This window comes from Microbacterium sp. R86528 (genome assembly GCF_044596335.1).
In the GTDB taxonomy this organism is placed as follows: Bacteria; Actinomycetota; Actinomycetes; order Actinomycetales; family Microbacteriaceae; genus Microbacterium; species Microbacterium marmarense.
Window position 1 is genome coordinate 677,922 of the sequence record NZ_CP138996.1, and the last position, 23,348, is coordinate 701,269.

26 protein-coding genes are annotated in these 23,348 nt (G+C 63.0%); 11 read left to right on the plus strand and 15 right to left on the minus strand.

Annotated features, from left to right (window positions below):
* Positions 1-74: 74 nt before the first annotated feature.
* Complete coding sequence (locus SJY18_RS03330) at positions 75-935, plus strand: SGNH/GDSL hydrolase family protein (protein WP_396668380.1); 861 nt, start codon at positions 75-77, stop codon at positions 933-935.
* Here SJY18_RS03330 and SJY18_RS03335 read toward each other — a convergent pair.
* Positions 932-1,738 carry a TrmH family RNA methyltransferase gene (locus SJY18_RS03335; RefSeq protein ID WP_396668381.1) on the minus strand — a complete coding sequence of 269 codons (807 nt, stop codon included), beginning with the start codon at positions 1,736-1,738 and terminating at the stop codon, positions 932-934. The two genes, SJY18_RS03330 and SJY18_RS03335, sit on opposite strands and share 4 nt — an antisense overlap.
* Before the next feature lie 79 nt (positions 1,739-1,817).
* Between SJY18_RS03335 and SJY18_RS03340 the strand changes: the two genes are divergently transcribed.
* Positions 1,818-2,663 carry a Sir2 family NAD-dependent protein deacetylase gene (locus tag SJY18_RS03340; protein WP_396668875.1) on the plus strand — a complete coding sequence of 282 codons (846 nt, stop codon included), beginning with the start codon at positions 1,818-1,820 and terminating at the stop codon, positions 2,661-2,663.
* 40 nt (positions 2,664-2,703) lie between these two features.
* A complete protein-coding gene (locus SJY18_RS03345) occupies positions 2,704-3,306 on the plus strand; it encodes a histidine phosphatase family protein (RefSeq protein ID WP_396668382.1) in 603 nt (200 codons plus the stop codon).
* Positions 3,307-3,314: 8 nt separating this feature from the next.
* Here the strand turns inward: SJY18_RS03345 and SJY18_RS03350 are convergent, their stop codons facing one another.
* Genes SJY18_RS03350 through SJY18_RS03370 form a run of 5 tightly spaced genes read right to left on the minus strand, consistent with a single transcriptional unit; the run spans position 3,315 to position 9,386 of the window.
* Positions 3,315-4,139: an HpcH/HpaI aldolase/citrate lyase family protein gene (locus SJY18_RS03350; protein WP_396668383.1), complete on the minus strand. Its 825-nt coding sequence runs from the start codon at positions 4,137-4,139 to the stop codon at positions 3,315-3,317.
* On the minus strand, positions 4,136-4,645 hold the full coding sequence (locus SJY18_RS03355; RefSeq protein ID WP_396668384.1) for a MaoC family dehydratase: 510 nt from the start codon (positions 4,643-4,645) through the stop codon (positions 4,136-4,138). The genes SJY18_RS03350 and SJY18_RS03355 overlap by 4 nt, the downstream gene beginning before the upstream one ends.
* A gap of 4 nt (positions 4,646-4,649) precedes the next feature.
* On the minus strand, positions 4,650-5,801 hold the full coding sequence (locus SJY18_RS03360; RefSeq protein ID WP_396668385.1) for an acyl-CoA dehydrogenase family protein: 1,152 nt from the start codon (positions 5,799-5,801) through the stop codon (positions 4,650-4,652).
* A 13-nt stretch (positions 5,802-5,814) separates the two neighbouring features.
* Positions 5,815-7,809 (minus strand): biotin carboxylase N-terminal domain-containing protein, encoded by a 1,995-nt coding sequence (locus SJY18_RS03365; protein WP_396668386.1) that lies wholly within the window; start codon positions 7,807-7,809, stop codon positions 5,815-5,817.
* A gap of 2 nt (positions 7,810-7,811) precedes the next feature.
* A complete protein-coding gene (locus SJY18_RS03370; RefSeq protein ID WP_396668387.1) occupies positions 7,812-9,386 on the minus strand; it encodes a carboxyl transferase domain-containing protein in 1,575 nt (524 codons plus the stop codon).
* Between the two features lie 104 nt (positions 9,387-9,490).
* Between SJY18_RS03370 and SJY18_RS03375 the strand changes: the two genes are divergently transcribed.
* Positions 9,491-10,087, plus strand: a complete 597-nt coding sequence (locus SJY18_RS03375) for a TetR/AcrR family transcriptional regulator (protein ID WP_396668388.1) — start codon at positions 9,491-9,493, stop codon at positions 10,085-10,087.
* Here the strand turns inward: SJY18_RS03375 and SJY18_RS03380 are convergent, their stop codons facing one another.
* Genes SJY18_RS03380 through pdhA form a run of 3 tightly spaced genes read right to left on the minus strand, consistent with a single transcriptional unit; the run spans position 10,088 to position 13,598 of the window.
* Positions 10,088-11,470, minus strand: a complete 1,383-nt coding sequence (locus SJY18_RS03380) for a dihydrolipoamide acetyltransferase family protein (RefSeq protein WP_396668389.1) — start codon at positions 11,468-11,470, stop codon at positions 10,088-10,090.
* Positions 11,467-12,477 (minus strand): alpha-ketoacid dehydrogenase subunit beta, encoded by a 1,011-nt coding sequence (locus tag SJY18_RS03385; RefSeq protein ID WP_396668390.1) that lies wholly within the window; start codon positions 12,475-12,477, stop codon positions 11,467-11,469. The genes SJY18_RS03380 and SJY18_RS03385 overlap by 4 nt, the downstream gene beginning before the upstream one ends.
* Positions 12,474-13,598, minus strand: coding sequence for a pyruvate dehydrogenase (acetyl-transferring) E1 component subunit alpha (pdhA, locus tag SJY18_RS03390; protein ID WP_396668391.1), 1,125 nt, complete (start codon positions 13,596-13,598; stop codon positions 12,474-12,476). The genes SJY18_RS03385 and pdhA overlap by 4 nt, the downstream gene beginning before the upstream one ends.
* A 172-nt stretch (positions 13,599-13,770) precedes the next feature.
* Here pdhA and SJY18_RS03395 point away from each other — a divergent pair, with 172 nt between their 5' ends.
* Complete coding sequence (locus tag SJY18_RS03395) at positions 13,771-14,244, plus strand: Lrp/AsnC family transcriptional regulator (RefSeq protein WP_396668392.1); 474 nt, start codon at positions 13,771-13,773, stop codon at positions 14,242-14,244.
* Here the strand turns inward: SJY18_RS03395 and SJY18_RS03400 are convergent.
* Positions 14,216-15,223, minus strand: coding sequence for an EamA family transporter (locus SJY18_RS03400; RefSeq protein ID WP_396668393.1), 1,008 nt, complete (start codon positions 15,221-15,223; stop codon positions 14,216-14,218). The genes SJY18_RS03395 and SJY18_RS03400 overlap by 29 nt on opposite strands.
* Before the next feature lie 74 nt (positions 15,224-15,297).
* Between SJY18_RS03400 and SJY18_RS03405 the strand changes: the two genes are divergently transcribed.
* Entirely contained in the window at positions 15,298-15,852 is a 555-nt protein-coding gene (locus SJY18_RS03405) for a CGNR zinc finger domain-containing protein (protein ID WP_396668394.1), read from the plus strand.
* Here the strand turns inward: SJY18_RS03405 and SJY18_RS03410 are convergent.
* Positions 15,812-16,711 carry an alpha/beta hydrolase gene (locus tag SJY18_RS03410; RefSeq protein WP_337337816.1) on the minus strand — a complete coding sequence of 300 codons (900 nt, stop codon included), beginning with the start codon at positions 16,709-16,711 and terminating at the stop codon, positions 15,812-15,814. The genes SJY18_RS03405 and SJY18_RS03410 overlap by 41 nt on opposite strands.
* 75 nt (positions 16,712-16,786) lie before the next feature.
* Between SJY18_RS03410 and SJY18_RS03415 the strand changes: the two genes are divergently transcribed.
* Positions 16,787-17,518 (plus strand): 3'-5' exonuclease, encoded by a 732-nt coding sequence (locus tag SJY18_RS03415; protein ID WP_396668395.1) that lies wholly within the window; start codon positions 16,787-16,789, stop codon positions 17,516-17,518.
* A 74-nt stretch (positions 17,519-17,592) separates the two neighbouring features.
* On the opposite strand, the gene SJY18_RS03420 is transcribed toward SJY18_RS03415, so the two are convergent.
* The 3 genes from SJY18_RS03420 to glgA all read right to left on the minus strand — a co-directional run bounded on the left by SJY18_RS03420 (position 17,593) and on the right by glgA (position 19,976).
* On the minus strand, positions 17,593-17,841 hold the full coding sequence (locus tag SJY18_RS03420) for a type B 50S ribosomal protein L31 (RefSeq protein ID WP_337337814.1): 249 nt from the start codon (positions 17,839-17,841) through the stop codon (positions 17,593-17,595).
* 124 nt (positions 17,842-17,965) lie between these two features.
* The gene (locus SJY18_RS03425) at positions 17,966-18,751 is read right to left on the minus strand and encodes an ABC transporter ATP-binding protein (protein WP_337337813.1); all 786 of its coding nucleotides are present in this window, start codon (positions 18,749-18,751) and stop codon (positions 17,966-17,968) included.
* A gap of 10 nt (positions 18,752-18,761) precedes the next feature.
* Complete coding sequence (gene glgA / locus SJY18_RS03430) at positions 18,762-19,976, minus strand: glycogen synthase (RefSeq protein ID WP_337337812.1); 1,215 nt, start codon at positions 19,974-19,976, stop codon at positions 18,762-18,764.
* Positions 19,977-20,023: 47 nt separating this feature from the next.
* Here glgA and SJY18_RS03435 point away from each other — a divergent pair, with 47 nt between their 5' ends.
* Both SJY18_RS03435 and serB read left to right on the plus strand, forming a co-directional pair.
* Positions 20,024-21,268, plus strand: coding sequence for a glucose-1-phosphate adenylyltransferase (locus SJY18_RS03435; protein ID WP_396668396.1), 1,245 nt, complete (start codon positions 20,024-20,026; stop codon positions 21,266-21,268).
* A gap of 40 nt (positions 21,269-21,308) precedes the next feature.
* The gene (gene serB / locus SJY18_RS03440; RefSeq protein ID WP_337337810.1) at positions 21,309-21,950 is read left to right on the plus strand and encodes a phosphoserine phosphatase SerB; all 642 of its coding nucleotides are present in this window, start codon (positions 21,309-21,311) and stop codon (positions 21,948-21,950) included.
* Here the strand turns inward: serB and fabG are convergent.
* A complete protein-coding gene (gene fabG / locus SJY18_RS03445) occupies positions 21,947-22,657 on the minus strand; it encodes a 3-oxoacyl-ACP reductase FabG (RefSeq protein ID WP_337337809.1) in 711 nt (236 codons plus the stop codon). The genes serB and fabG overlap by 4 nt on opposite strands.
* Before the next feature lie 87 nt (positions 22,658-22,744).
* Here fabG and SJY18_RS03450 point away from each other — a divergent pair, with 87 nt between their 5' ends.
* Positions 22,745-23,110: a DUF3099 domain-containing protein gene (locus SJY18_RS03450; RefSeq protein WP_396668397.1), complete on the plus strand. Its 366-nt coding sequence runs from the start codon at positions 22,745-22,747 to the stop codon at positions 23,108-23,110.
* An 8-nt stretch (positions 23,111-23,118) separates the two neighbouring features.
* Complete coding sequence (locus SJY18_RS03455) at positions 23,119-23,337, plus strand: hypothetical protein (protein WP_337338406.1); 219 nt, start codon at positions 23,119-23,121, stop codon at positions 23,335-23,337.
* Positions 23,338-23,348: the final 11 nt, after the last annotated feature.

The window sequence follows — 23,348 nt, forward strand, 5'->3', positions numbered from 1 at the left end:
ACGAGCGCAGATGCCGGTGGGCACAAAGAATGCGGCGCGATAGCCTTGAGCTCGGTCACAAACCGAGGAGTGCCATGCCAGAAATTGATGAGAATCGCAGCCCATACATCCCGAACGCACAGCCGCATCCGTGGCGACGCTATGTTGCGGTCGGAGACTCGTTCACCGAGGGCATCGGCGACCCGGATCCGTCGTCTCCCGGGGGCCATCGTGGCTGGGCAGACCGCGTCGCGGCAGTGCTCGGAGAACAGGTTCCCGACTTCGCGTACGCCAACCTCGCTATTCGCGGAAAACTGATTCAGCAGATCGTTGACGGACAGATCGACGCAGCTGTCGCGCTGAAGCCAGACCTCGTGACCTTCTCCGCGGGCGGCAACGACGTCATTCGCCCCGGTGGCGACCCCGATCGTGTGGCAGAACTGTTCGAAGACGCGGTGGTGCGCCTCGCGGAACACGGCGCGACGGTGGTCGTATTCACCGGAATCGACACGAACTTCACCCCGGTGTTTCGTGGGATTCGCGGCAAGGTGGCCATCTACAACGAGAACATTCGCGCGATCGCCGACAAGTACGACTGCATCGTCGCCGACCAGTGGGCACTCAAAGAAGTTCAAGATATGCGCTTCTTCGACGATGACCGATTGCACATGAATCCGCTCGGTCACCATGAGGTGGCCAGAATGGTGCTGCGCGCTCTCAATGTTGACAACGACCTGCAGCCGATGGTTCCCGAGCCGGTGCCGAACCGCACCTGGCGTGAAGCTCGCACCGGCGATCTGGTCTGGGCGCGCGCGCACCTGGTTCCATGGGTGCTTCGCCGCCTGCGTCATCAGTCATCGGGCGACGCGATCGCCGCCAAGCGACCCGATGCTGTGCCCGTCACCACGCTCGCGCCAAGCAGAGACCCGGAACAGAAACCGGGAGAACTCGCCTAGCGGGCCCGCAGTTCCCACATTGCTACCGCGCTCGCTGCGGCAACGTTGAGCGAGTCAACACCCCCGGCCATAGGAATCGTCACCACGGTATCGGCCGCGTCGAGCGCCCGTCGACTCAGTCCGTCGCCCTCGGCTCCGAGCATGAGCGCGACGCGCTCGGGGCGCGCCTCCGCGAACGCGTCCAGGTCGACTGCGCCATCAGCCAGCGCGAGCGCTGTGAGGTGCATTCCGGCTTCGTGCAGCACTTCACGCGCTGTACGCCATTCAGGCAAGCGCGCCCACGGCACCTGAAAAACGGTGCCCATGCTCACGCGCACCGATCGGCGGTACAGCGGATCCGCGCACCGCGGACTGATGAGCACAGCGTCGGCGCCGAGCCCCGCTGCCGCACGAAAGATCGCCCCGACGTTGGTGTGATCGACGATGTCTTCGAGAATCACGACCAAGCGCGCGTCGGCGATTACTTCGCTGACAGAGAGCGGCTCGGGGCGGTGCATTGCGGCAAGCGCACCGCGGTGCACGGCGTAGCCGGTGAGCTGCTCCGCGATCTGGGGTTCGACGACATAGATGGGGGTGTCCGGAAAATCCGCCAGTACCGGTTCGATATCGGCAAGCCATTTCTCTTGCACGAGCACCGACCGAGGCCGGTGCCCCGCGGCGACAGCGCGGGCGATCACCTTGGCGGATTCCGCGATGTACAGACCTCCCCGGGGCTCAAGCACACGACGCAGTGCGACGTCAGTGAGGTCTCGATAATCGGCAAGCCGCGGATCATCGGCAGTAGTCAGCGGCAGGACGGGCATGACTCCACTCTGACAGAGCCCGTAACATCCCGGTAAACCATCCGGCCTACACTCTTTTTGAAGGGGGTACGCCGTGACGATCGTCTCCGAGGTTGATGCAGAGCTTTCTCGCGGACTGGAACAGGCGGCAGCTGCGCTCCAGGGCCGACGAATCGCGGTGCTCACAGGCGCAGGAATCTCCACCGATTCCGGCATCCCTGACTACCGCGGCCAGGGCGCACCGACCCGAGCCCCGATGACCGCTGACCAGTACTTGTCAAACGAGTCTGCTCGTCGCCGCTATTGGGTGGGAAGCCATCTGGGCTGGCAGGCTTTCGCCTCAGCGGCGCCCAACGGCGGCCACCGTGCGCTGTCAGAACTCGAATCGCGAGGTCTGGTGACGGGGGTCGTCACTCAGAACGTCGATGGTCTGCACGTCGGTGCGGGCAGTCGCAGGGTCGTCGAGCTTCACGGCACCATGCGCCGGGTGTTCTGCACGAAGTGCGGCCAGGTCTTTGACCGCCGCGATCTCGCACGACGTGTCGAGGCAGACAATCCGTGGATCACCGTTCCCGAGAACGTTCCTCTCGGCCCTGACGGCGACGTACTTCCCGAATCGACGGCCGGTTTTGTCGTTCCCGAGTGCAGTGTCTGTCGAGGGATGCTGAAACCCGATGTGGTGTTCTTCGGTGAGTTCATCCCCGCCGAGAAGTTCCGTGAGGCTGAACAACTCGTGCACTCGAGTGACGCGCTGATCATTGCCGGGTCTTCACTCGTGGTCAACTCCGGCATCCGGCTGCTGGAACGAGCCAGACGTCGCAAACTGCCCATCATCATCGTCAATCGAGGGGCGACGCGAGGCGACGCTCGAGCCACCGTGAAGCTCAACGCTGGCACCACCGAAGTGCTGGCCGCGCTCGCGCAGCGGCTCAGCGTGCTGAGCTAGCTCCAGGCTTCTACCAGCGGCAGATCGGTAGGCTCGCCGGGTGACCGCATTGACTCTCATTCGCCACGGCGAAACAGACTGGAATCACGCTCGCCGCATTCAGGGCGCGACCGATATTCCGCTCAACGACACCGGGCGCGAGCAAGCGCGAGCGGCAGCCGCGCTGCTTCGCGAGCGGCGTGACCGTGAGCACCTCGTCGTGGTTTCAAGCGATCTGTCGCGTGCGCAAGAAACAGCCGAGATCATTGCGCGCGAGCTTGGTCTTCCGGCCCCGCGCACCTATCCAGGTTTGCGTGAGCGCTCCTATGGCGAGGCCGAGGGCGTCACCGATGAAGAGTTCAAAGAGCGTTGGGGCGCGAGCAACACCGCGGAGGTTCCCGGCGCCGAATCGCGCGATGCCCTGCGCAATCGTGGCATCGCCGCGCTTGGAGAGGCAGTCCGCGACCTTCGCCGGGAGACGGCGCCGTCGCATGCATCACTCATCGTGGTCACCCATGGGGCCCTCATTCGAGAACTTCTCAATCATGCGAGCGCGGGCCAGCACCCGCCCATCGGCGTACGGCTCACAAACGGATCCGCACACGAGTTGCTCTACGAACGCGAGCGACTCAGCATGCTCACTGAAATCGCCGCCTCAGTGTAGTCGCCGCGCTACTCGCCTGCGCGAAGCAGCACCGATCGCGCGTGCCTCAACACCGGCTCGTCGACCATGCGGCCGTTGAAGCGAAACACGCCGCGTTCGTCTTTCGCCGCCGAAAGCACGGCCCGAGCCCATCCGATCGTGCGCGCGTCGGGTCGATATGCTTCGCGGATGATATCGGTCTGGCTCGGGTGAATGCAGGCGGTCGCAGTGAATCCGGATGCTGCCGCATCCCCCGCTTCGATTGCGAGTCCCTTCGTGTCAGCGATGTCGAGGTGCACCGCGTCGATGGCGGCTTTTCCTCGTGACCCTGCGGCGAGCAGAACCTGTGCACGTGCGACACGTGCGACGTCGCGGTATCGGCCGTTCGGCTTGCGTGACGATGTGCCGCCGAGGCTCGCGACCAGGTCTTCTGCTCCCCACATGAGCGCCGAGACGTTGTCGAGGGCCGCGATGCGTTCTGCGTTGACAATGCCCTTGGCGGTTTCGCACAATGCGATCACCTCGAAGCGCGAATCGATCTTGCCGATCTTCTTAGGGCCCTCTGCTTTCGCGACCATGATGCGACGAAAGTCTGTCTGCGACAGCGTTGACATGTCCGACACGTAGGCATCGGTGTCGATTGAGTTGACCCGCACGATCACTCGTTCCGGGTCAAGCTCGGCTTCAATCAGCGCACCGCGGGCGGCAGCTTTGGAAGCGGGCGACACCGCGTCTTCGAGGTCGAGAATGACCACGTCGGCACAAGCCGCCGCTTTGGCAAAGCGGTCTGGGCGATCAGCCGGGCAGAAAAGCAGGGCTGGACCCAGGTGAAACGGCGTGCGCACGGTGCTCATGATCCTTCTTTCGTCCCGCCCACGGGTGTGGCATCCGGTGCGGCATCCAACAGCCACATCAACGCCACACGGGTGGCGGTTGCCACGATGGTGTCGTCTTGGTTTCGGCCGGTGTGGCGCATGGTGACGATCCCCTGCCCCGGCCGAGATGCCGACAGTCGTTTGCCGACGATCTCGGTGTCGACGTAGAGAGTATCGCCGTGAAACAGCGGCGACGGAAAAGTGATGTCGTTCAATCCCAACTGCGCGACCAGCGTGCCCTGCGTGATCTGTGCCACGGAGGCGCCCACGAGCGTTGACAGCGTCCACATCGAGTTCATGAGGCGCTGGCCAAACGGCTGGGTTGCCGCGTACGCTGCGTCAAGATGCAGCGCCTGCGAGTTCATCGTCAACGACGAGAACAGCACGTTGTCAGCTTCTGTCGCCGTGCGCCCCGGTCGGTGCACAAACCGATCGCCAACCTCGAGTTCGTCGAAATACAGCCCGCGCTGCACGATGTCGGTCACGGTTTCACGCTACCCCGAGTGAGCGAGCAATCACGAGCAGTTGAACTTCGTTAGTACCTTCGCCGATCTCAAGAATCTTGGAGTCTCTGAAGTGGCGGGCCACCGGATACTCATTCATGAACCCGTTTCCACCGAAGATCTGCGTCGCATCACGCGCGTTGTCCATCGCGGCGTCACTTGCGGTCAACTTCGCGATGGCCGCTTCGGTCTTGAACGCCTTGCCAGCGTCACGCAGTCGCGCAGCGTGGTGCCAAGCCAGGCGAGCGTTGTGCACGCGCAATCTCATTCGCGCGAGCATGAACTGCACGCTCTGGCGCGTGGCGAGGGGTTCGCCAAACACCACACGTTTGTGCGCATAGTCGATCGCGGCTTCCAAGCACCCCTCGGCAGCGCCGGTAGCCAGTGCCGCGATCGCAACACGTCCTTCGTCAAGCGCGTAGAGAAAGTTGGCGAATCCGCGGCCTCGCTCCCCGAGCAGGTTGGCTTCGGGCACTCGTGCGTCTTGAAACGAGAGCGGATGCGTGTCCGAGGCGTGCCAGCCGAGCTTGTCGTACGCAGGCTCTACGGTGAATCCAGCAGTGTCGTTGGGCACGATGATGGTCGAGATCTCTTTTCGCCCCTCGTGCTCACCCGTCACCGCAGTCACCGTGACGAATCGCGTGATATCGGTCCCCGAGTTCGTGATGAACTGCTTTGACCCGTTGATCACCCACTCACCGCCGTCGAGATGAGCCGTCGTGCGCGTTGCACCCGCATCGGAGCCCGCTTCAGGTTCGGTCAATCCGAAGCCAGCCAACGCGCGGCCAGCGAGCAGGTCGGGAAGGTACGTGCTCTTCTGCTCGTCGGTGCCGAATCGATAGAGCGGCATCGCTCCCAGACTGACTGAAGCTTCTAGCGTGATCGCCACCGACTGGTCAACCCGCGCGAGTGCCTCGATCGCGAGGCAGAGCGCGAAGTGATCCCCACCCTGGCCACCGACCTCTTCCGGAAACGGAAGACCGAACAGCCCCATCTCGCCCATCTGAGCGATGACATCGAGCGGCAGCGTATGCGTGCGATCCGCCTCGTACGCGACAGGTGCCACAACCTCTTCTGCGAATTCGCGCACCATCTGTGCGAGCTCGCGCTCTTCATCGGAAAGGGTGTAGTTGTCCATGCTTCTCCTCGGTTCAGGACTCGGCAGCGGCGGCCTCGTGAGCCGTCGCTTCGGTTGGATTGGTTCGGTGAGATTCAGCGTTCGATAACTCGTCAACTCGCGCCAGCACCTGGTCGCGACGCACCTGGTCGCCGACCGCAGTGGTGAGGTGCACAACGCCGTCGTGCTCGGCCACGACCGGGTGCTCCATCTTCATCGCCTCGATCGTGAGCACCCGCTCTCCCGCCGCGATCTGATCACCGTCTGCGACGTGGACGGCGACGACGGCGCCAGGCATGGGCGCGCGAAGGTCGGGATTGGTCGCCGCGGCTGCGCGCGCCCGCCGACTCCGTTGCTGCGAGCTCGCCTCACGACGCGTCAGTGCACGCATCCGGTGCGTTTCGCCGTGCGCGTGAACCCATGACCACCCGTCGCGGTCAATGGCCATGGCCATGTGATCGCCTGTCGCGCTTGAGACCGCGGGCACACGCACCGATGTGATCGTGCCGTCGGCCATCTCTACTGCAACCGTGCGCGGCACGGCGCTCGCGCTGCCCCTCCAGCCAGAACCGGAGCGCCACAGCTCACTCGCGGCGTTCGGAGTGCCCTGAGCGCTCGGGCGCGCGGCGCCGCGTGCTGCGACCGCCGCCACCAGTGCGGCGCCAGGCGCCTTCGCCTCGAACCGCGGCATCCGATCGATGAGTCCGGTATCCATCTCGCCCGATACCACGCCGGGTTCTGCGATCAGTGCTCGCAGAAAAGCAATGTTCGAGTCAACGCCGAGCAATACAGTCGCAGCGAGTGCCTCGTCAAGCTGTGTCAATGCGCTCGCTCGGTCAGGGGCGAATGCGATCACTTTCGCAATCATCGGGTCATAGTCGGCGGTGATTTCACTGCCCGCGTCAACCGCTGAGTCGGTGCGCACGCCGTCGGCGGCACGCCACGCCAGCACTTCCCCGACTGCGGGCAAGAAGCCGCGCTCGGGTGATTCGGCGTATACCCGCGCCTCAATTGCGTGGCCGGTCATAGCCACATCCTGTTGTGCGATCGTGAGCGCCTGCCCCTCTGCGACGCGAATCTGCTGCTCGACCAGGTCGATGCCCGTGACTGCTTCGGTCACGGGGTGCTCAACCTGCAGCCTCGTGTTCATCTCGATGAAGAAGAAGTCGTCGGGATGCTGCGCGGCAACCAAGAACTCCACCGTGCCAGCGCCCACGTAGCCGACGCTCGCCGCCGCCGCACAGGCCGCGGCCCCCAGTCGTTCGCGAGTCGCCGCATTCACCGCGGTCGACGGCGACTCCTCGATCACCTTCTGATGCCGGCGTTGCAGGGTGCATTCGCGCTCGCCGAGATGAATCACGTTGCCATGCTCGTCGGCCAGCACCTGCACTTCAATGTGGCGAGGTTGTTCGATGAGGCGCTCAAACAGCAGTGTGTCGTCGCCGAATGCCGCGGCGGCAACTCGTCGGGCTGCCGCCAACGCCTCATCGAGTTCGCTTGCGTGACGCACGACCTGCATTCCTTTGCCGCCGCCACCCGCAGAGGGCTTGACCAGCAGCGGATAGCCGGTTTCGCCAGCCTGACGGGCAATGGACTCATCGCTCAGACCAGCAGCGCTGAATCCCGGCACGATCGGCACTCCGTGCGCGCTCACCTGCTCTTTCGATCGAATCTTGTCGCCCATGACTTCGAGGGCGTGCTCCCTCGGTCCGATGAACACGATGTTGCTCTCGGCGCACGCGCGCGCAAAGGCGACGTTCTCGGAGAGAAACCCGTAGCCGGGATGAATGGCCTGCGCGCCGCTGGCGCGAGCCGCCTGCAGCACCGCGTCGATGTTCAGATACGACTCGGATGCTGCAGCCGCGCCAATGCGCACGGCGACGTCGGCTTCACGCACATGCGGCGCGTGCGCGTCGGCATCGCTGTAAACAGCGACCGAACGGATGTCGAGCGCTCGCAGCGTGCGAACCACGCGTCGCGCGATTTCGCCACGGTTGGCAACGAGCACAGTGTCAAAGGAAGTCATCATGATCACATTCGGAAGACGCCAAAGCGTGGTTCGGGCAACGGCGTTCTGGCGACGACGTCTAGTGCGAGGCCGAGCATGTCGCGTGTGTGCATGGGGTCGATCACACCGTCGTCCCAGAGTCGCGCCGTCGCATAGTAGGGGCTGCCCTGTTCTTCGTAGCCGGCGCGAATGGGCGCCTCGAAGGCTGCCTGCTCGTCACTCGACCAGTGCTCGCCCCGCGCCTCGATTTGGTCTCGTTTCACCGTCGAGAGCACGGAGGCTGCTTGGTTTCCGCCCATCACCGAGATGCGACTACCTGGCCACGTCCACAAGAATCTCGGCGAGTACGCGCGCCCGCACATCGAATAGTTGCCTGCGCCGAACGAGCCCCCGATCACCACGGTGAGCTTGGGCACCCGGGTCGTCGCGACGGCGGTGACCATCTTCGCGCCGTCTTTTGCTATGCCCCCGGCTTCGGCATCGCTGCCCACCATGAAGCCCGAGATGTTCTGCAAGAAGAGCAATGGGATGCCGCGCTGATCGCACAATTCGATGAAGTGAGCACCCTTCTGAGCGGACTCGCTGAAGAGCACACCGTTGTTGGCGATAATGCCCACAGGATGACCGTGAATATGCGAGAAGCCGGTGACAAGTGTGTCACCGTACTCCTTCTTGAACTCGTGAAAGTCGCTGCCGTCGACGAGTCGTCTGATCACCTCGTGCACGTCATACGGCTGGTTCACGTCAACAGGCACGACGTCGTACAGATCGCTCGTTGCGACGGCGGGCTCACGAGGTGTCGCGACCGCCCAGGCAGGCGCTGCAGGTGGCGGCAACGTCGCAACGATGTCGCGCACGATCTCGAGCGCGTGTTCGTCGTCGTCAGCCAAGTGATCGACCACTCCTGAGCGCTTTGCGTGCATCGCTCCGCCGCCGAGCTCTTCTGCGGTGACGATCTCGCCGATGGCAGCCTTTACGAGCGGAGGTCCGCCGAGAAAGATCGTGCCCTGATCGCGCACGATCACCGTTTCGTCGCTCATCGCCGGCACGTACGCGCCACCTGCTGTGCACGAGCCCATCACAGCGGCGATCTGAGCGATGCCAGCGGCGGACAATCGGGCTTGGTTGTAGAAGATGCGCCCGAAATGATCGCGGTCGGGAAACACCTCGTCTTGCAGGGGAAGGAACGCGCCGCCGGAATCGACCAGATAGAGGCACGGCAGCCGATTCTCTAGCGCTATCTCTTGGGCTCGGAGGTGCTTTTTCACTGTCATCGGAAAGTACGTGCCGCCCTTGACGGTGGCATCGTTGCAGACCACCATGACGTGTCGGCCATGCACCAGTCCGATGCCTGCGATGACGCCAGCTGCTGGGGCTTCTCCCCCGTAGAGGCCTTCGGCGGCGAGAGGTGCGATCTCAATGAACGGACTGCCTTCATCGAGCAGGCGATTCACTCGATCTCGGGGCAACAGCTTGCCTCGGGCAGTGTGCCGTTGCCGAGATGATTCCGGGCCTCCAAGCGCGGCGGCTTCGAGTCGCTCGCGCAGCTGTTCAGCAAGCTGCGCCTGGCTGTCGGCCGCATTGCTCGACACACTCATGTCATCTCCATCGACGTCACAATCCGATTACGCTCGTTGTCGGCGCACACCGGTATTGGTTAGTGTTCATTAACCGGACTCCAGGTTAGCGAGGATTAACTGAGATGACAAGTGGTGTCACCGACCGCGATCGAGCAAAGGCCGATCGTTATTCGGCCATCCTTCGCGAAGCCGCTCGACTGTTCGCAGAACGTGGATTCGGCGGTGTGAGCCTCGAAGATCTAGGCGGCGCCGTCGGCATCAGCGGTCCCGCGCTTTATCGGCACTTCGCCAACAAGCAAGCGCTCCTAGGAGCGATCCTGATCGGTGTGAGCGAACGCCTGTTGGCTGGCGGCCTCGCGGTATCGCAAGACGAGACCACACCCGAGACGCAGCTTCGCTCGCTCATCGCTTTTCACGTCGACTTCGCTCTCAACGATGCCGACGTCATTCGCGTTCACGACCGCGATCTTGCCAGTCTCACCGACGGCGACCAACGCACCGTTCGTCGACTGCAGCGCGAGTACGTGCAGGTCTGGGTCGGGATTCTCTCGACGCTGCACCCCCAACGCGACGGCGATGATCTGCGCGTGCGCGCCCATGCCTGTTTTGGCCTCATCAACTCCACCCCGCACGCACTGCGCGGTGCGCGCGCTGAGCCAAACTCCGTCGACGTGCGGCGCACACTCGAATCAATGGCGTACGCCGCACTCGCGGTGTGATCAGCGGAGCAGCATCGCGCGTCCTGGCATCTCGAGCACACCCCCGACGTCCCGCAGAAACTTCGCTCCCTGCTCGCCATCGACGAGTCGGTGATCAAAGCTCAACGACAGGGTCATCACGTCGCGCAACGCAATCTCACCGCGGTGCTCCCACGGCTGACGCCGCACCGCGCCGAGAGCCAGAATTGCGGCTTCTCCTGGATTGATGATCGGAGTGCCGGCGTCGACGCCAAACACACCGACGTTCGTGATCGAGAAGGTGCCACCCGACATGTCGGCCGGAGCGGTCTTTCCCGACCGTGCAACATCGGCAAGCGCCGCAATCGCATCAGCCAGCTCCGCGAGAGTCATCTGGTCAGCATCACGAATGTTCGGCACGACCAGGCCACGTCCAGTAGCAGCGGCGATGCCAAGATTCACATACTGAAACTCGATGATCTCGTTGGCCGAGTCATCCCATCTCGAATTCAATGACGGATGCTGCCCAAGTGCGACGCACACGGCCTTGGCGGCGACCGCAAGAATTCCGATGCGGTGGTCCACGAGCGATCTGTCGCTCTTGAACGACGCGAGCATCTCGCTCGTGGCGGTGACATCGACGGTGAGGAACGTCGTCACATGTGGGGCGGTGAATGCGCTCGCCACCATCGCAGCCGCCGTGTGCTTGCGCACCCCGCGGATAGGTGAGCGCGTGGCCCGTTCCGTCGCGGACGACGTTTCGGGAACAGTGACCGCGTCCTCTGCGGCATCGGCAGTCAAGCCCATCCGTTCGGCATAGGCTTCGACGTCATCGCGACTGATGATCTCAGATGCGCCTGCAGCAGCAACCAGTGCCAGATCAACACCCAGGCGTCGCGCCAACGCCCGCACCGGAGGCGTTGATCGCGGCCGCTCATGAGCGGGAGCAGTTACCGCGGGAGTATGAATAGCGTCGTGTGGCGCCGCTTCGAGCACGGCGGTGTCTGCAGCGGCTGCTCCACTCGATACGGTGCGACGAGCGCGTCGCCGGGGTCGCTCTGAGCTCCTCGCCGCAGCGCCATAGCCGACGAGATTCGGCAGAGCCGCCGCATCCACCGCCCCACGGTGGCTGGCAGAATCTGCCGCCGCAGACTCGGTCTCGGCATCAGTCTGCGTGGCGGGCTCTGCGTTTGTCTCAATGGAGATGACAGGACTGCCCACCGCGATCACGTCACCGGCGGCCGCGTGAAGCGCCCCGACTCGTCCCGCGAAGGGCGAGGGCAACTCGACGATCGCTTTCGCCGTCTCGACTTCGGCCAGCGTCTGATTCAAGGCGATCTCGTCGCCTTCAGCCACATGCCACTGCACGAGTTCCGCTTCGGGAAGACCTTCGCCTAGATCAGGCAATCGGAATACCTCGGTCACAATTCCACCCCCGTCAGGCTGTTAGGACGATCAAGCGCGCGGTCGACGCCATCAAGAATGCGATCGATGTCAGGAACGTGCAGTCGCTCCAGCTTGGCTGGGGGGTAGGGAATGTCGTGACCTGTCACTCGAACCGGCGACGACTCCAGGTAGTTGAAGCAGCGCTCAGTGATGCTCGCGACGATCTCAGCGCCGACACCAGCCTCGCGGGCTGCTTCGTGCGTCACCACTACGCGGCCGGTCTTGCGCACGGATGCGGTGACGGTGCGATAGTCGACCGGCGAGAGCGAACGAAGATCAATGACCTCGATAGACACACCATCGTCTTCGGCCGCTGTGGCCGCATCCAGCGCCGTTTCTACTTGAGCGCCATATGTGACGACGGTAACGTCGCTTCCCACTCTGGCCACCCTCGCAAGCCCCATTGGCGCCGCGTCGTCGAGTTGGCCATCGAGGTCTACCTCTCCCTTGGAGTGATAGAGACGCTTCGGCTCGAAGAACACCACCGGGTCATCACTGGCGATCGCCTGCCGCAGGCACGTATAGGCGTCTTGAGGGTTCGAGACAGCAACAACGCGAAGGCCAGAAGTGTGCACGAAGTACGCCTCGGGCGACTCAGAGTGAAACTCCGCGGCCCCGACGCCCCCGGCCCAGGGAATGCGAATGGTGATCGGCATCTTCACATTGCCTCGGGTGCGGTAGTGCTGCTTGGCCACCTGGCAGACGATCTGGTCGAACGCGGGGTACACGAACCCGTCGAACTGAATCTCTACAACGGGGCGATAGCCGCGAAATGCGAGTCCCACCGCAGTGCCCATGATTGCCGACTCCGCGAGCGGGGTGTCGATAACGCGTTGGGGGCCGAATTCGGTTTGAAGCGAATCTGTTACCCGGAAGACCCCGCCCAACCTGCCGATGTCTTCGCCCATCAGCACAACTTTGGGGTCGTCCGCCAACGAGCGTCGCAGTCCTTCATTGATGGCCTTCGCCATGGTGAGAGTGCTCATCGCTGCTGCTCCTGTTCGTCGAAGCCGTCGAGGTACGACGCAAACCAGGCACGTTGCTCGTCCAGCCCGCTGTGAGGCTCGTCGTAGACGTGATCGAAGACGCCAATCGGGGCTCTGCGCGGCGCGCCGAGCGTTGCTTCTCGTACTTCTCGGGCGAGAGCATCGGCCTGATCGTTGACCTCAGAGACAAAGCCAGCGTCGATCACGTCTTCAGCGCGCAGAAATGTCTCGAAGCGCGTCAGCGGATCCCTGCTGCGCCAGAGGTCGACTTCATCGCGCGTTCTATACCGCGTGGGGTCATCCGAGGTGGTGTGCGGCCCCATCCGGTATGTGACGGCCTCAATGTACGAGGGACCAGCTCCCGAACGTGCGCGCTCAAGGGCCCACTTCATGGCCGCGAAGCATGCGAGCACGTCATTGCCATCAACCCGCATGCTGGGAATGCCGAACCCCGGGGCTCGGCCCGCGAGCGGGAACTTCGACTGCAGCGATACGGGTTCAGAGATCGCCCACTGGTTGTTGCTGCACACGAACACCACGGGTGCTTCGAACGACGCGGCGAACACCAATGCCTCGTTGGCGTCGCCCTGGCTCGTTGCGCCGTCACCGAAGTACGCCACGGCTGCTTGATCGGTGCCATCGCGCTGGATGCCCATGGCGTAGCCCACCGCATGAAGCGTCTGAGCGCCGATGATGATCTGGGGTGTCGCGACGTTGAGGTCGTAAGGGTTGTAGGCGGAGTGCTCTTCACCGCGCCACGACAGCACGAAGTCAGCGGCTCGTGCGCCGCGCGAAACGATGACCCCTAGTTCGCGGTAGCTGCCGAAGGCGAAGTCGTCGGCATTCATCGCGTGTGCGGTGCCGATCTGGACTGCTTCCTGTCCCTGGCACGGCGCCCAGAGCCCCAGCTGCCCCTGCCGCTGCAGTGCCACGCCCTCGGTGTCGATTCGACGCGTGAGCACCATGTCGCGATACATCCCCCGCAGCACGTCGGCTGGCAGCTTCGCCGCCCAGGGCTCGAGGATGGGATCGTGCACTCGTGAACCATCGGGTGCGAGCAGGCGCAGCACGCGCTCTGTGTCGTCTGCGGTATCGGGGTCTGTCGTCTGGGTGTACGTCATCGTCATCCCTCCTCTTACGGTTGCCCTCGTGAGGCCACCGTGTCGTAGGCGTATCGGCGGCTTTGCCGATATCCCTGACCCTACGTGGATGACGCACCTCGCTCAAGCAACCCTTTCAACACTGAGCATGTTGCCAATCAGGCCCGATATGCGCATGCTAATCTTGCGCACTATGGGGAATCTCGATCGCGTAGACCTGGAACTTCTGAAGGCACTGTCAGCCGATCCGCGTGCGACAGTCGTGGCACTGTCTGACCGGCTAGGGCTTTCACGCAACACAGTCCAGGCCCGCATGGCGCGTCTGGAACAGTCAGGCGCGTTGCTTTCGTACGAGCGCTCAATATCTACGCGGGCTCTGGGATTTCCTATCGATGCCTTTATCAGCGTGACAGTGCGCCAAGCCGATCTTCCCCGCATCGCCGCGGAACTCGAGCGTATTCCCGAGATTGTGCAGGCGCACGGGTTGTCTGGTCAGGTCGACCTGCTTGCGCGGGTCTCGTGCAGAGACACGCAACACTTGTTCGACACAGACGCGCGCATCCTCGGGATCGAGGGCGTTGAGCGCACCGAAACCTCACTGGTGATGGGCGAAGTGATCCAGCATCGGGTCGCTCCGCTTATGGAGCTGGCACAGCAGGAAGCGTAGGGCTCTCTGGCCCACCGCCTATTGGCCGGGTCACGTCAGCATCCAACCTCACCAGCACCACACCCAGAAGTATCAGGCCTCCACCCACGAACTGCACCGGTGCGGGCGCTTCACCCAGCAGCAACCACGCGAAGCCGAGCGCGAACAGCACCTCAGACAGTCCCACGAACGACGCAACGCGCGATCCGATACGCGGCACCGCACCGACCCCAAGCGCATACCCCAAAGTCGTCGAGATGCACGCCACGATCACGAGCGGCACAAACCACGCAACCGTCACGCCCGCTAGTTCGACCGATACGGCGGGGGCATGAAACGGCAGCACTCCGCTGACGCCGAGAAACAGTATCGATACCGCGCCGAAGAGCAGTCCGCCTGATGCCAGCGCGAGCGGGGGCAGATCGGGGCCTGCCTTCTCTGAGATCACGAAGTACGCGCACATGCATACCGCGGCTCCGAGCGCCATCAGGGTGCCCAGCGCATCGAACTGCGCGCCTGCAATGTTGACGACAAGCACGAGGCCGACCAGCGCCACCCCCGATCCAACCAGCACCAGTCTTGAGGGGGCCCGACGAGTGCTCCACCAGACGAAGCCCACCAAGATCACGGGCGCGAGATATTGAATGAGCAGCGCTACCGCGACCGGCATCCGCTGCATCGCGGCGAAGAACAGCAATTGACAGCCTGTCACCGCGGTGAGGCCGAACGCGGCGATAAGGAATCCGTGGCGACGCAGAAAGTGACGCTGTCGCGTGACTGCAACGACGAGGGCAGGCGCGAGAATCAGGCCGGCGAGCCCCATGCGCACCGAGAGCCCGGCGCTCAGGGACCACCCCGCTTCGAACAGCGGCTTCATGACCGGTCCACTCGCTGAGAACGCGAGGGCCGAGATCACCGCCATTCCTAGGCCGAGCGCACGGTGATTGCCCGTTGCGATGGTCGATGCGATTACGGGAATCGGCGCGGTTGGAGCGGTCATGGCGACATCCGTTGGTCAGGAGCGAAATGTAGGTACAGTGGTGACAGTACTGCTCGACAATGTCAGGAGTCAAGATGGTATTTATTCATGACACGAAACGCACGCTGATGATGGCCGTCGACCTGGTCAACACGCTGCCGGGCTTCGACCGCGACGACATGTTCACGACGACGAATGACCTCGAATCCCTCCTTGAACAACACCCCTACACCGGGCATATTGAGTACACACACACGACCGTCGATAGCATTCGCGATGTGCGCTCCCGCCTGCGTGCGCTGTGGAACACCGACCGCGATGGCGGAGTCGAGCTGATCAATCAGATGCTCGCCGATGGAAACGCGCTGCCGCGCCTGGTCAGACACGAGGGATACGACTGGCACATCCACGCGACGTCAGACGACGCCCCTCTCGCGAGGAGGATGCTCGTAGAGTCGGCGATGGCGTTCGTCGACGTCATACGATCCGACGAGTACTCACGCGTGCGCGTCTGCGACGCCGACGACTGCGATGCGGTCTATATCGACTACTCGAAAAATCAGTCGAAGCGCTACTGCGATACCGGAAACTGCGGCAATCGCATGAACGTCATTGCGTACCGGGCACGGAAGGCCCAAGAAAACGCGTGATTGCGTCGGCTGCCTCTGCGGGGGTCTCGTAGTGAATAAGGTGACCCACATCGTCGATCTCGACGAGCTCACTGTCAGCGAACAGCGTGGCGAGATGCCGCTCTGCTTCGATTGGGGTGATGTCATCGCGCACCGCTGCCACGAGCAGCGTGGGCTGTTTGATCGCCGGTGCGCTCGCTCGCACATCGTTTGACACCGACGCGACAAAAGCTTGGTGCAGCACATCGCGATCACCGAACCGCGAAAAGTATGCGTCGTGCTGGGCGTGAATGAATCGTCGCAGCTCTTTGTTGCTGGTCTTCGCCATAGATACGCTCATCACCCGCACGATGATGCCGTTGCGCAGCAGCGCGTCGCCGAGAGGGCGCGGCAGTTTCGCACCCGCCCAGTAGTAAAAGACAGCCATTCGGGTCAGGATCCCTCGCGGGCCTTCGAGCGCCGGAGCACCGATAGGGTTCACCAGCACGAGGCGAGGCGTATCCAGCCCTTTCGCCACTGCGTCGGCAGCGACGATCGAGCCGAAGGAGTGACCGAGGATCACGGCGCCCGGGGCCACCGATGCCGCGAACTCGGTGAGCCACGCAGAATAGGTCGACAGGTCGTGGGTGCGACCCGTCAGCGCCGCCGTTTCACCGAATCCGGGCAGGTCGGGCGAGATGATGCGTGTTCCCGGCAGGTGCGCGATCACGGGCTCCAGTCCATGATGCTCTCCCCGGAAGCCGTGCACCACGATAATGGTGGTCTCGGCCTGATCGGGGCCGTATACCCAGTACGCCGTGTCGCCGCCGAGAACGGAGACCTCGTGTCGACGTACCGGCACTTCACTTAGTCGACTCGAGTAGGGATTTGCTGAGGTCACCGTCTGAGTCTACGAGTGCTCGTCGCCGCGGTGCGCCTGGCTGTCACTGTCGGAGCTCGCCCATATCGTAAGGTCATGCAGTCGTGTCAGCCCGAGCAGCTTGCGCTTTTCGACGTTCCGGAGTGGGCACATGTCGTCGGTGTCTTCGATCTTGAAACAACCGGCATCGATGTTTCGACTGATCGCATCGTCACTGCTCACGTCGGACTGCTCGACGCGACCGGAAGAGTCGTGCGCGCCCGCGATTGGCTGGCAGATCCCGGTATCGAGATTCCTGAGGGGGCAGCCGCTATCCACGGAATCAGCACCCAACACGCGCGTGATGAGGGTTGCCCAGCACCCCAGGTCGTCGCCGAGGTCGTCCAAGAGCTGCGCACCCTGCTTGACGCCGGCATTCCCGTCGTCGCGTACAACGCGCCCTACGATTTCTCGCTGTTGAAGTTCGAAGCACAGCGCCACGGCATCGAGCCGATCACCGACCCCTCCCCTGTGATCGATCCGTTGGTGGTCGACAAAGCCTTCGATCGATACCGACGCGGCAAGCGCACCCTAGAGGTGGTCGCACAGCACTACGCCGTCCGTCTGGATGGCGCTCACAACGCATCGGCAGATGCCATCGCAGCGGGACGCGTCGCTCAGGCAATCGCCGGGCGTTTCGCGTCGCAGCTGCCGGGCACCCTCGCGGAACTGCACACACAGCAGGTCGGCTGGGCACGCTCTCAGGCACTGAGCTTGACGGAGTATTTCATCAAAATCGGCCGCATCGAGCCTGACGCCACCGTCGATGGCGCTTGGCCGATTCGCTAACACGCGGCTGCAGCTGTCGTGTCACGCGCACGAAAAAGGCCCCGCACACTGCGGGGCCTTTTTCGTGTGGCAGATTACTTGCCGAAGTTCTTGAAGCGCTGGTTGAACTTCTCGACGCGACCGGCCGAGTCCATGATGCGCTGCTTGCCCGTGTAGAACGGGTGCGAAGCCGACGAGATTTCAACGTCGATGACCGGGTACTCGACGCCGTCGAGGTCGATGGTCTTGTCGCTGGTCACCGTCGAGCGGGTAAGGAACGTATCGCCGGTACCGAGGTCGCGAAAAACGATGTCCTGGTAAACGGGGTGGATGTCGGTCTGCATGAGAAGTCCTTTGAGAAGGGGGGCCCTGGATTTTGCCAGTGCGGTCAAAGTCTGGGGTGCGGGCGCACCAAAGAGCAATCCTACCAGGCCTACGGCCCGTCATGGAACCTGAGGCTCAGCAAGCCTACAGAGCAGCTCGTGCGGCGTAGCGCCCGTCTGATTCGGTGAGCAGAATGTCGACACCGAAAGTCTCGCTCAGCGAAGCCGCCGTGAGGTTCTCTTTGAGCGGTCCCGCCGCGACGGAATTGCCATCACGCAGCAGCAGAACATGAGTGAAACCCACCGGAATCTCTTCGACGTGGTGGGTGACCATCACCATGGCCGGCGTGGTCGGCGCGGTCGCGTACCCGCTCAGCAATCCGAGAAGTTCCTCGCGTGCGCCCAGGTCGAGGCTCGCCGAAGGTTCATCGAGAAGCAGCAGTTCAGGGTCGGTCATGATCGCTCGAGCAATCTGCACTCGCTTCTGCTCGCCATCACTCAGCGTTCCGAAATGACGATCCGCGAGGTGGTCGAGCTTCCACTCGGCAAGAACACGAAGCGCCCGTCGTTCATCGATGTCTTCGTAATCTTCGCGCCAGCGACCGAGCACCGAGAACGCGGCGGTGAGCACCACGTTCAGCACGGTTTCGTCGACCGGGATTCGGCGGGCCATCGCGCTCGACGCGAACCCGATTCGTGGCCGCAGTTCGAACACGTCGGTTCGCCCGAGCTGCTCACCGAGAATCGTCACTGTTCCCGAAGTCGGGTGCAGCATCGTGTCTGCAAGCTGCAGAGCGGTGGTCTTTCCCGCACCGTTCGGGCCGAGAATCACCCAGCGCTCATCGTCATTGACCGACCAATCGAGGTGGTCGATGATCTCCCGGGTATTTCGGCGAACGACAACGTCAGAAAACTGAAGGACCTGCGGCATGTGATCCAGCCTATCGGCCGCTTGCGCGGACCTCGGCGTAAAGCGCCGACGTCTGTTCGGCAATCTTTGCCCAGCTGAAACTCTCAGTGGCACGCGCCCGTCCCGCCGCGCCGTATTGCGCCGCTTTGTGCACGTCGCTGACAACCTCCGTCAGCACCCGAGCAAGGTCTGCTACGAAGCCGTCGGGGTCAATGGGCGTCCCAGTGCCGTCCTGCACTTGTTCGATCGGCACGAGGCGACCTGTCACACCGTCGACGACAACCTCGGGGATACCGCCGGTTGCGGTGCCTACGACTGCCGCTCCGCAGGCCATAGCCTCAAGATTTACGATTCCCAGCGGTTCGTACACCGAGGGGCATACAAACGTTGTGGCAGCGGTGAGAATGGCACTGAGTTCGTGGCGCGGCAAGAGTCGGTCGATCCATATGACACCGTCTCGACTGGCTTGCAAGCCGCGCACGAGTTCTTCCACCTCGGCCATGATCTGCGGGGTGTCGGGAGCACCGGCGCACAAGACCAACTGCACCTCGGGCGGGAGCAACTCAGCCGCGCGCAGCAGGTAGGGAAGTCCCTTCTGTCGCGTGATGCGACCCACAAACACCACAGAGGGTTTGGTCGGATCGATGCCCTCGCTTGCCAAGAAGGCAGCGTTCTCAGTGGGGTGCCACGCCTCAACGTCAATGCCGTTGTAGATAACTCGCACACGGGCCGGGTCGAGATCGGGATAGCTGCGCAAGATGTCGTTGCGCATTCCATCGCTCACGGCGATGACAGCTGACGCGCTCTCGTAGGCAGTCTTCTCAATCCAGCTCGAGACGGCGTAGCCCCCGCCCAGTTGCTCGGCTTTCCACGGGCGAAGCGGCTCGAGCGAGTGCGCACTGACCACGTGGGGAATACCGTGAAGCATTGACGCCAGGTGTCCTGCGAAGTTGGCGTACCAAGTGTGACTGTGCACCACATCGGCGCCAGCAACCTGTTCCACGATCTCCAGGTCGGTTCCCATCGTCTGAACGGCCGCATTCGCAGCGGTGAGACCAGCAGGCACCGAATAGGACTTGGTGCCGCTCTCGTCGCGTTCAGCACCGAACGCGTGCACCCGCACATCGAGGTTCGCCTCAGATTCCGCAGACCCATCTCGCAGGGCACGCACGAGCTCTGCGACGTGCACTCCTGCCCCTCCATAGATCTCGGGTGGGTATTCCTTGGTGATTATGTCGACGCGCATGTGACGAACGCTAGTACACCCGGTCCAACAGGTTCTATGGTTGTGGCATGCAACCTGCACCGAAGGTCTTCGGAATCATCCTCGCTGGCGGCGAGGGCAAGCGCCTCATGCCACTGACGGCAGACCGTGCAAAGCCTGCTGTTCCGTTTGGCGGGCAGTACCGGTTGATCGACTTCGCTATTTCGAATCTGATCAACTCCGGCTTGCAGCAGATCGTCGTTTTGACGCAGTACAAGTCGCACAGTCTCGACCGGCATATCTCTCAAACCTGGCGAATGTCGGCCTTGCTCGATTCGTACGTGGCCTCTGTTCCCGCGCAGCAGCGCCTCGGCAAGCGCTGGTTCACCGGCTCAGCCGATGCGATCCTGCAGAGCTTGAATCTCATCAACGACGAGAAGCCCGACATCGTGATCGTGGTCGGCGCAGACCACGTGTACCGCATGGACTTTCAGCAGATGCTCGCCGCGCACATCGAGTCGGGCGCGCGCGCGACCGTGGCCGGAATTCGTCAACCGATCGGACTGGCGAACCAGTTCGGCGTCATCGACGTCGACAAGACGGATCCCACTCGTATCAAGCAGTTCCTCGAGAAGCCAGAAAACCCTGAGGGGCTGGTCGATTCGCCGCACGAAGTGCTCGCGTCGATGGGCAACTACATCTTCGACACCGACGCCCTCATCGAAGCGGTTGAGGCAGATGGTGAGCTTCCCACGTCTAACCACGACATGGGCGGTGACATCATGCCCTACTTCGTCGAGCGAGGCGAGGCGGGCGTTTATGACATGAAGCGCAACGACGTTCCGGGGTCGACCGACCGCGACCGCTACTACTGGCGTGACGTCGGAACGATCGACTCTTTCTACGACGCACATCGCGATCTCATCTCGACCTTGCCGATATTCAATCTCTACAACATGCTGTGGCCCATCCACTCCCAAGCGGTGAACTCCCCTCCCGCGAAGTTCGTGCGCGACGATGTTCATCGCATTGGCAACGCGATTGATTCGATCGTGTCACTGGGGTCGGTGCTCTCGGGTGCTCACCTGGAACTCAGCGTCGTGGGTCCTTGGACGCTCGCGGCAGGCGGGTCGACAATCACCCAATCCGTGCTCTTCGATTCGGTACGCGTCGGCGCCGGCGCACGAATACATCGCGCCATTCTCGACAAGAATGTAGTGCTCGCCGACGGCGCTACGGTGGGCGTCGACCGCACACGCGACCTTGAGCGGGGCTTTACGATCACCGAGTCAGGGATCACCGTGGTGGGTAAGGGCATCCACGTCGAGCGCTGACGTGTGCGCACAGCCGCGCGGCTCGCACTAGCGTGGAAGGATGCCCGCCCTTGCTTCACGCTTCCTCGTCGTGCTCGACGCAGATTCAACCCTCATTCGCAACGAAGTCATCGAGCTGATCGCTGACGAAGCAGGACGAGGACCAGAGGTCGCAGCAGCCACCGAGGCCGCGATGCGCGGCGAGGTCGACTTCGCCGCGAGCCTTCGATCGCGCGTGGCTGCGCTGGCTGGGGTTCAGGTGTCATCGTTCGAACGCGTACTTTCGCGCATCGAGCCGACGCCCGGCGTCGAAGAGCTCATCAGCGCCGTGCACGCACGCGGCGGCGTCGTGGGCGTGGTTTCGGGCGGTTTCCACGAGATTCTCGACACCATTGCGCCGGCTCTCGGCGTCGACATCTGGCGAGCGAATCGCCTCGCTGTCAGCGATGGCGTGTTGACAGGTGCCGTCGACGGCGCGATCGTCGATGCGCAGGCGAAAGCCGACACCCTGATCGAATGGGCCGCGCATGCGGGGGTGCCACGTCAACTCACCTTTGCCATCGGCGATGGTGCCAACGACCTGGTCATGATGCAGGCCGCTGCACTGGGCATCGCGTTCAACGCCAAGCCAGCCGTGCGGGCAAAAGCCGACCTGGTGGTCGGGGCGGTAGATTTGAGCGAGGTTATCGCGCTGCTGCCCTAGTGGCCCATGCCCAGTCCCCCATCGACGGGAATAACCGCACCTGAGATGTAGGCGGCATCATCTGAGGCCATCCACACCACTGCACCAGCAACCTCATCGGGCGTCGCGAAACGACCCGCCGGAATCGTCTTCTTGTACTGGGCTTGGGTCTCTTCCGGCAGAGCGGCCGTCATATCCGTTTCGATGAATCCCGGGGCGATGACGTTTGCGGTAATCCCCCTGCCGCCGAGTTCGCGAGTGAGTGAGCGTGCGAAGCCGACGAGGGCACTCTTCGAAGCGGAATAGTTGATCTGACCGGCTGAGCCGTATAGACCGACGACACTCGATATGAGGATCACTCGGCCCCAGCGGGCACGCAGCATGCCCTTCGATGCGCGCTTCACAACCCGAAATGTGCCACCGAGGTTCGTGGCGACGACGCTGTCGAAGTCGTCTTCGTTCATGCGAAGAAGGAGCATGTCTTTGGTGACACCCGCGTTGGCAACGACGATCTCGACGGGACCGAGCTTGGATTCCACTTCAGTGAACGCCGCGTCGACCGCGGCAGCATCCGTCACATCCGCGCGCACAGTGAGCGTTCCCTCGGGGCCCTCACCCGATCGAGCAGTGACGGCCACCCTGTAGCCCGCTGCGACGAACCTCTCGGCGATGGCTCTGCCGATTCCGCGGTTTCCACCGGTAACAACGACGACGCGATCAGCGGACATGGTGGCACTCCCAGGGTTGCGAACGGAACTGCCCCAGCCTACCTGCGACCGCCAGTCTGCCCATTCGCGGCGTAGGCTGGAGGCACCGTGAAGAGACCACATCAGCCACAATCTGCGACCTCGCTGCCGCGCGCTCCGCGCGACGATGCAAGCGCGCGTTCGCGGCGCTATCTGATCATGATGGCCATCCGCATGGTGTGTTTCCTGTTGATGGTTCTCATCACTCCCTACGGCTGGCAGACCTGGCTGTTCGGCATAGCGGCGATTTTGCTGCCATACATTGCAGTGGTCAATGCGAACAACTCTGAAGATCTGGGCAGCAGTGCGCAGAATCCCGAGCGTGCACTTCCGTCGGCTGCTACCGCCCCGAAGCCGGCACCAGCCGATTCGACCGTGATTCGAATTGAAGAGAACAAGTCTCCTGGTCGCTCTGAGCCCGGGGGCGATGGATAGTGATGGAGATGGATGCTGAGCGAGCGGTGTGCTCGCGGGCTGGCTGCCGCGCCGCGGCGAAGTGGCGCGTGGATTGGCGAAATCCTCGAATTCACGCCGCTGATCGCGTGAAGACCTGGGTCGCCTGCGATGAGCACCGGGGTTTTCTGCGCGACTACCTCGCAGCCCGAGACTTTCCTGTGTCGGTCCATCCGCTGGATGCTGCAGCCACGGAGACGACCAAGTGAGTCGGTCGCGC

Coding starts and splice junctions, on each gene's coding strand:
- SJY18_RS03395 (WP_396668392.1), top strand. CDS start 13,771: ATGGGGAATCTCGATCGCGTAGACCTGGAACTTCTGAAGGCACTGTCA.
- glgA (WP_337337812.1), bottom strand. CDS start 19,976: ATGCGCGTCGACATAATCACCAAGGAATACCCACCCGAGATCTATGGA.
- SJY18_RS03360 (WP_396668385.1), bottom strand. CDS start 5,801: ATGGACAACTACACCCTTTCCGATGAAGAGCGCGAGCTCGCACAGATG.
- serB (WP_337337810.1), top strand. CDS start 21,309: ATGCCCGCCCTTGCTTCACGCTTCCTCGTCGTGCTCGACGCAGATTCA.
- SJY18_RS03330 (WP_396668380.1), top strand. CDS start 75: ATGCCAGAAATTGATGAGAATCGCAGCCCATACATCCCGAACGCACAG.
- SJY18_RS03420 (WP_337337814.1), bottom strand. CDS start 17,841: ATGCAGACCGACATCCACCCCGTTTACCAGGACATCGTTTTTCGCGAC.
- SJY18_RS03385 (WP_396668390.1), bottom strand. CDS start 12,477: ATGAGCACTCTCACCATGGCGAAGGCCATCAATGAAGGACTGCGACGC.
- SJY18_RS03425 (WP_337337813.1), bottom strand. CDS start 18,751: ATGCCGCAGGTCCTTCAGTTTTCTGACGTTGTCGTTCGCCGAAATACC.
- SJY18_RS03405 (WP_396668394.1), top strand. CDS start 15,298: ATGGTATTTATTCATGACACGAAACGCACGCTGATGATGGCCGTCGAC.
- SJY18_RS03455 (WP_337338406.1), top strand. CDS start 23,119: ATGGATGCTGAGCGAGCGGTGTGCTCGCGGGCTGGCTGCCGCGCCGCG.
- SJY18_RS03375 (WP_396668388.1), top strand. CDS start 9,491: ATGACAAGTGGTGTCACCGACCGCGATCGAGCAAAGGCCGATCGTTAT.
- SJY18_RS03365 (WP_396668386.1), bottom strand. CDS start 7,809: ATGATGACTTCCTTTGACACTGTGCTCGTTGCCAACCGTGGCGAAATC.
- SJY18_RS03400 (WP_396668393.1), bottom strand. CDS start 15,223: ATGACCGCTCCAACCGCGCCGATTCCCGTAATCGCATCGACCATCGCA.
- fabG (WP_337337809.1), bottom strand. CDS start 22,657: ATGTCCGCTGATCGCGTCGTCGTTGTTACCGGTGGAAACCGCGGAATC.
- SJY18_RS03350 (WP_396668383.1), bottom strand. CDS start 4,139: ATGAGCACCGTGCGCACGCCGTTTCACCTGGGTCCAGCCCTGCTTTTC.
- SJY18_RS03335 (WP_396668381.1), bottom strand. CDS start 1,738: ATGCCCGTCCTGCCGCTGACTACTGCCGATGATCCGCGGCTTGCCGAT.
- SJY18_RS03370 (WP_396668387.1), bottom strand. CDS start 9,386: ATGAGTGTGTCGAGCAATGCGGCCGACAGCCAGGCGCAGCTTGCTGAA.
- SJY18_RS03415 (WP_396668395.1), top strand. CDS start 16,787: ATGCAGTCGTGTCAGCCCGAGCAGCTTGCGCTTTTCGACGTTCCGGAG.
- pdhA (WP_396668391.1), bottom strand. CDS start 13,598: ATGACGTACACCCAGACGACAGACCCCGATACCGCAGACGACACAGAG.
- SJY18_RS03435 (WP_396668396.1), top strand. CDS start 20,024: ATGCAACCTGCACCGAAGGTCTTCGGAATCATCCTCGCTGGCGGCGAG.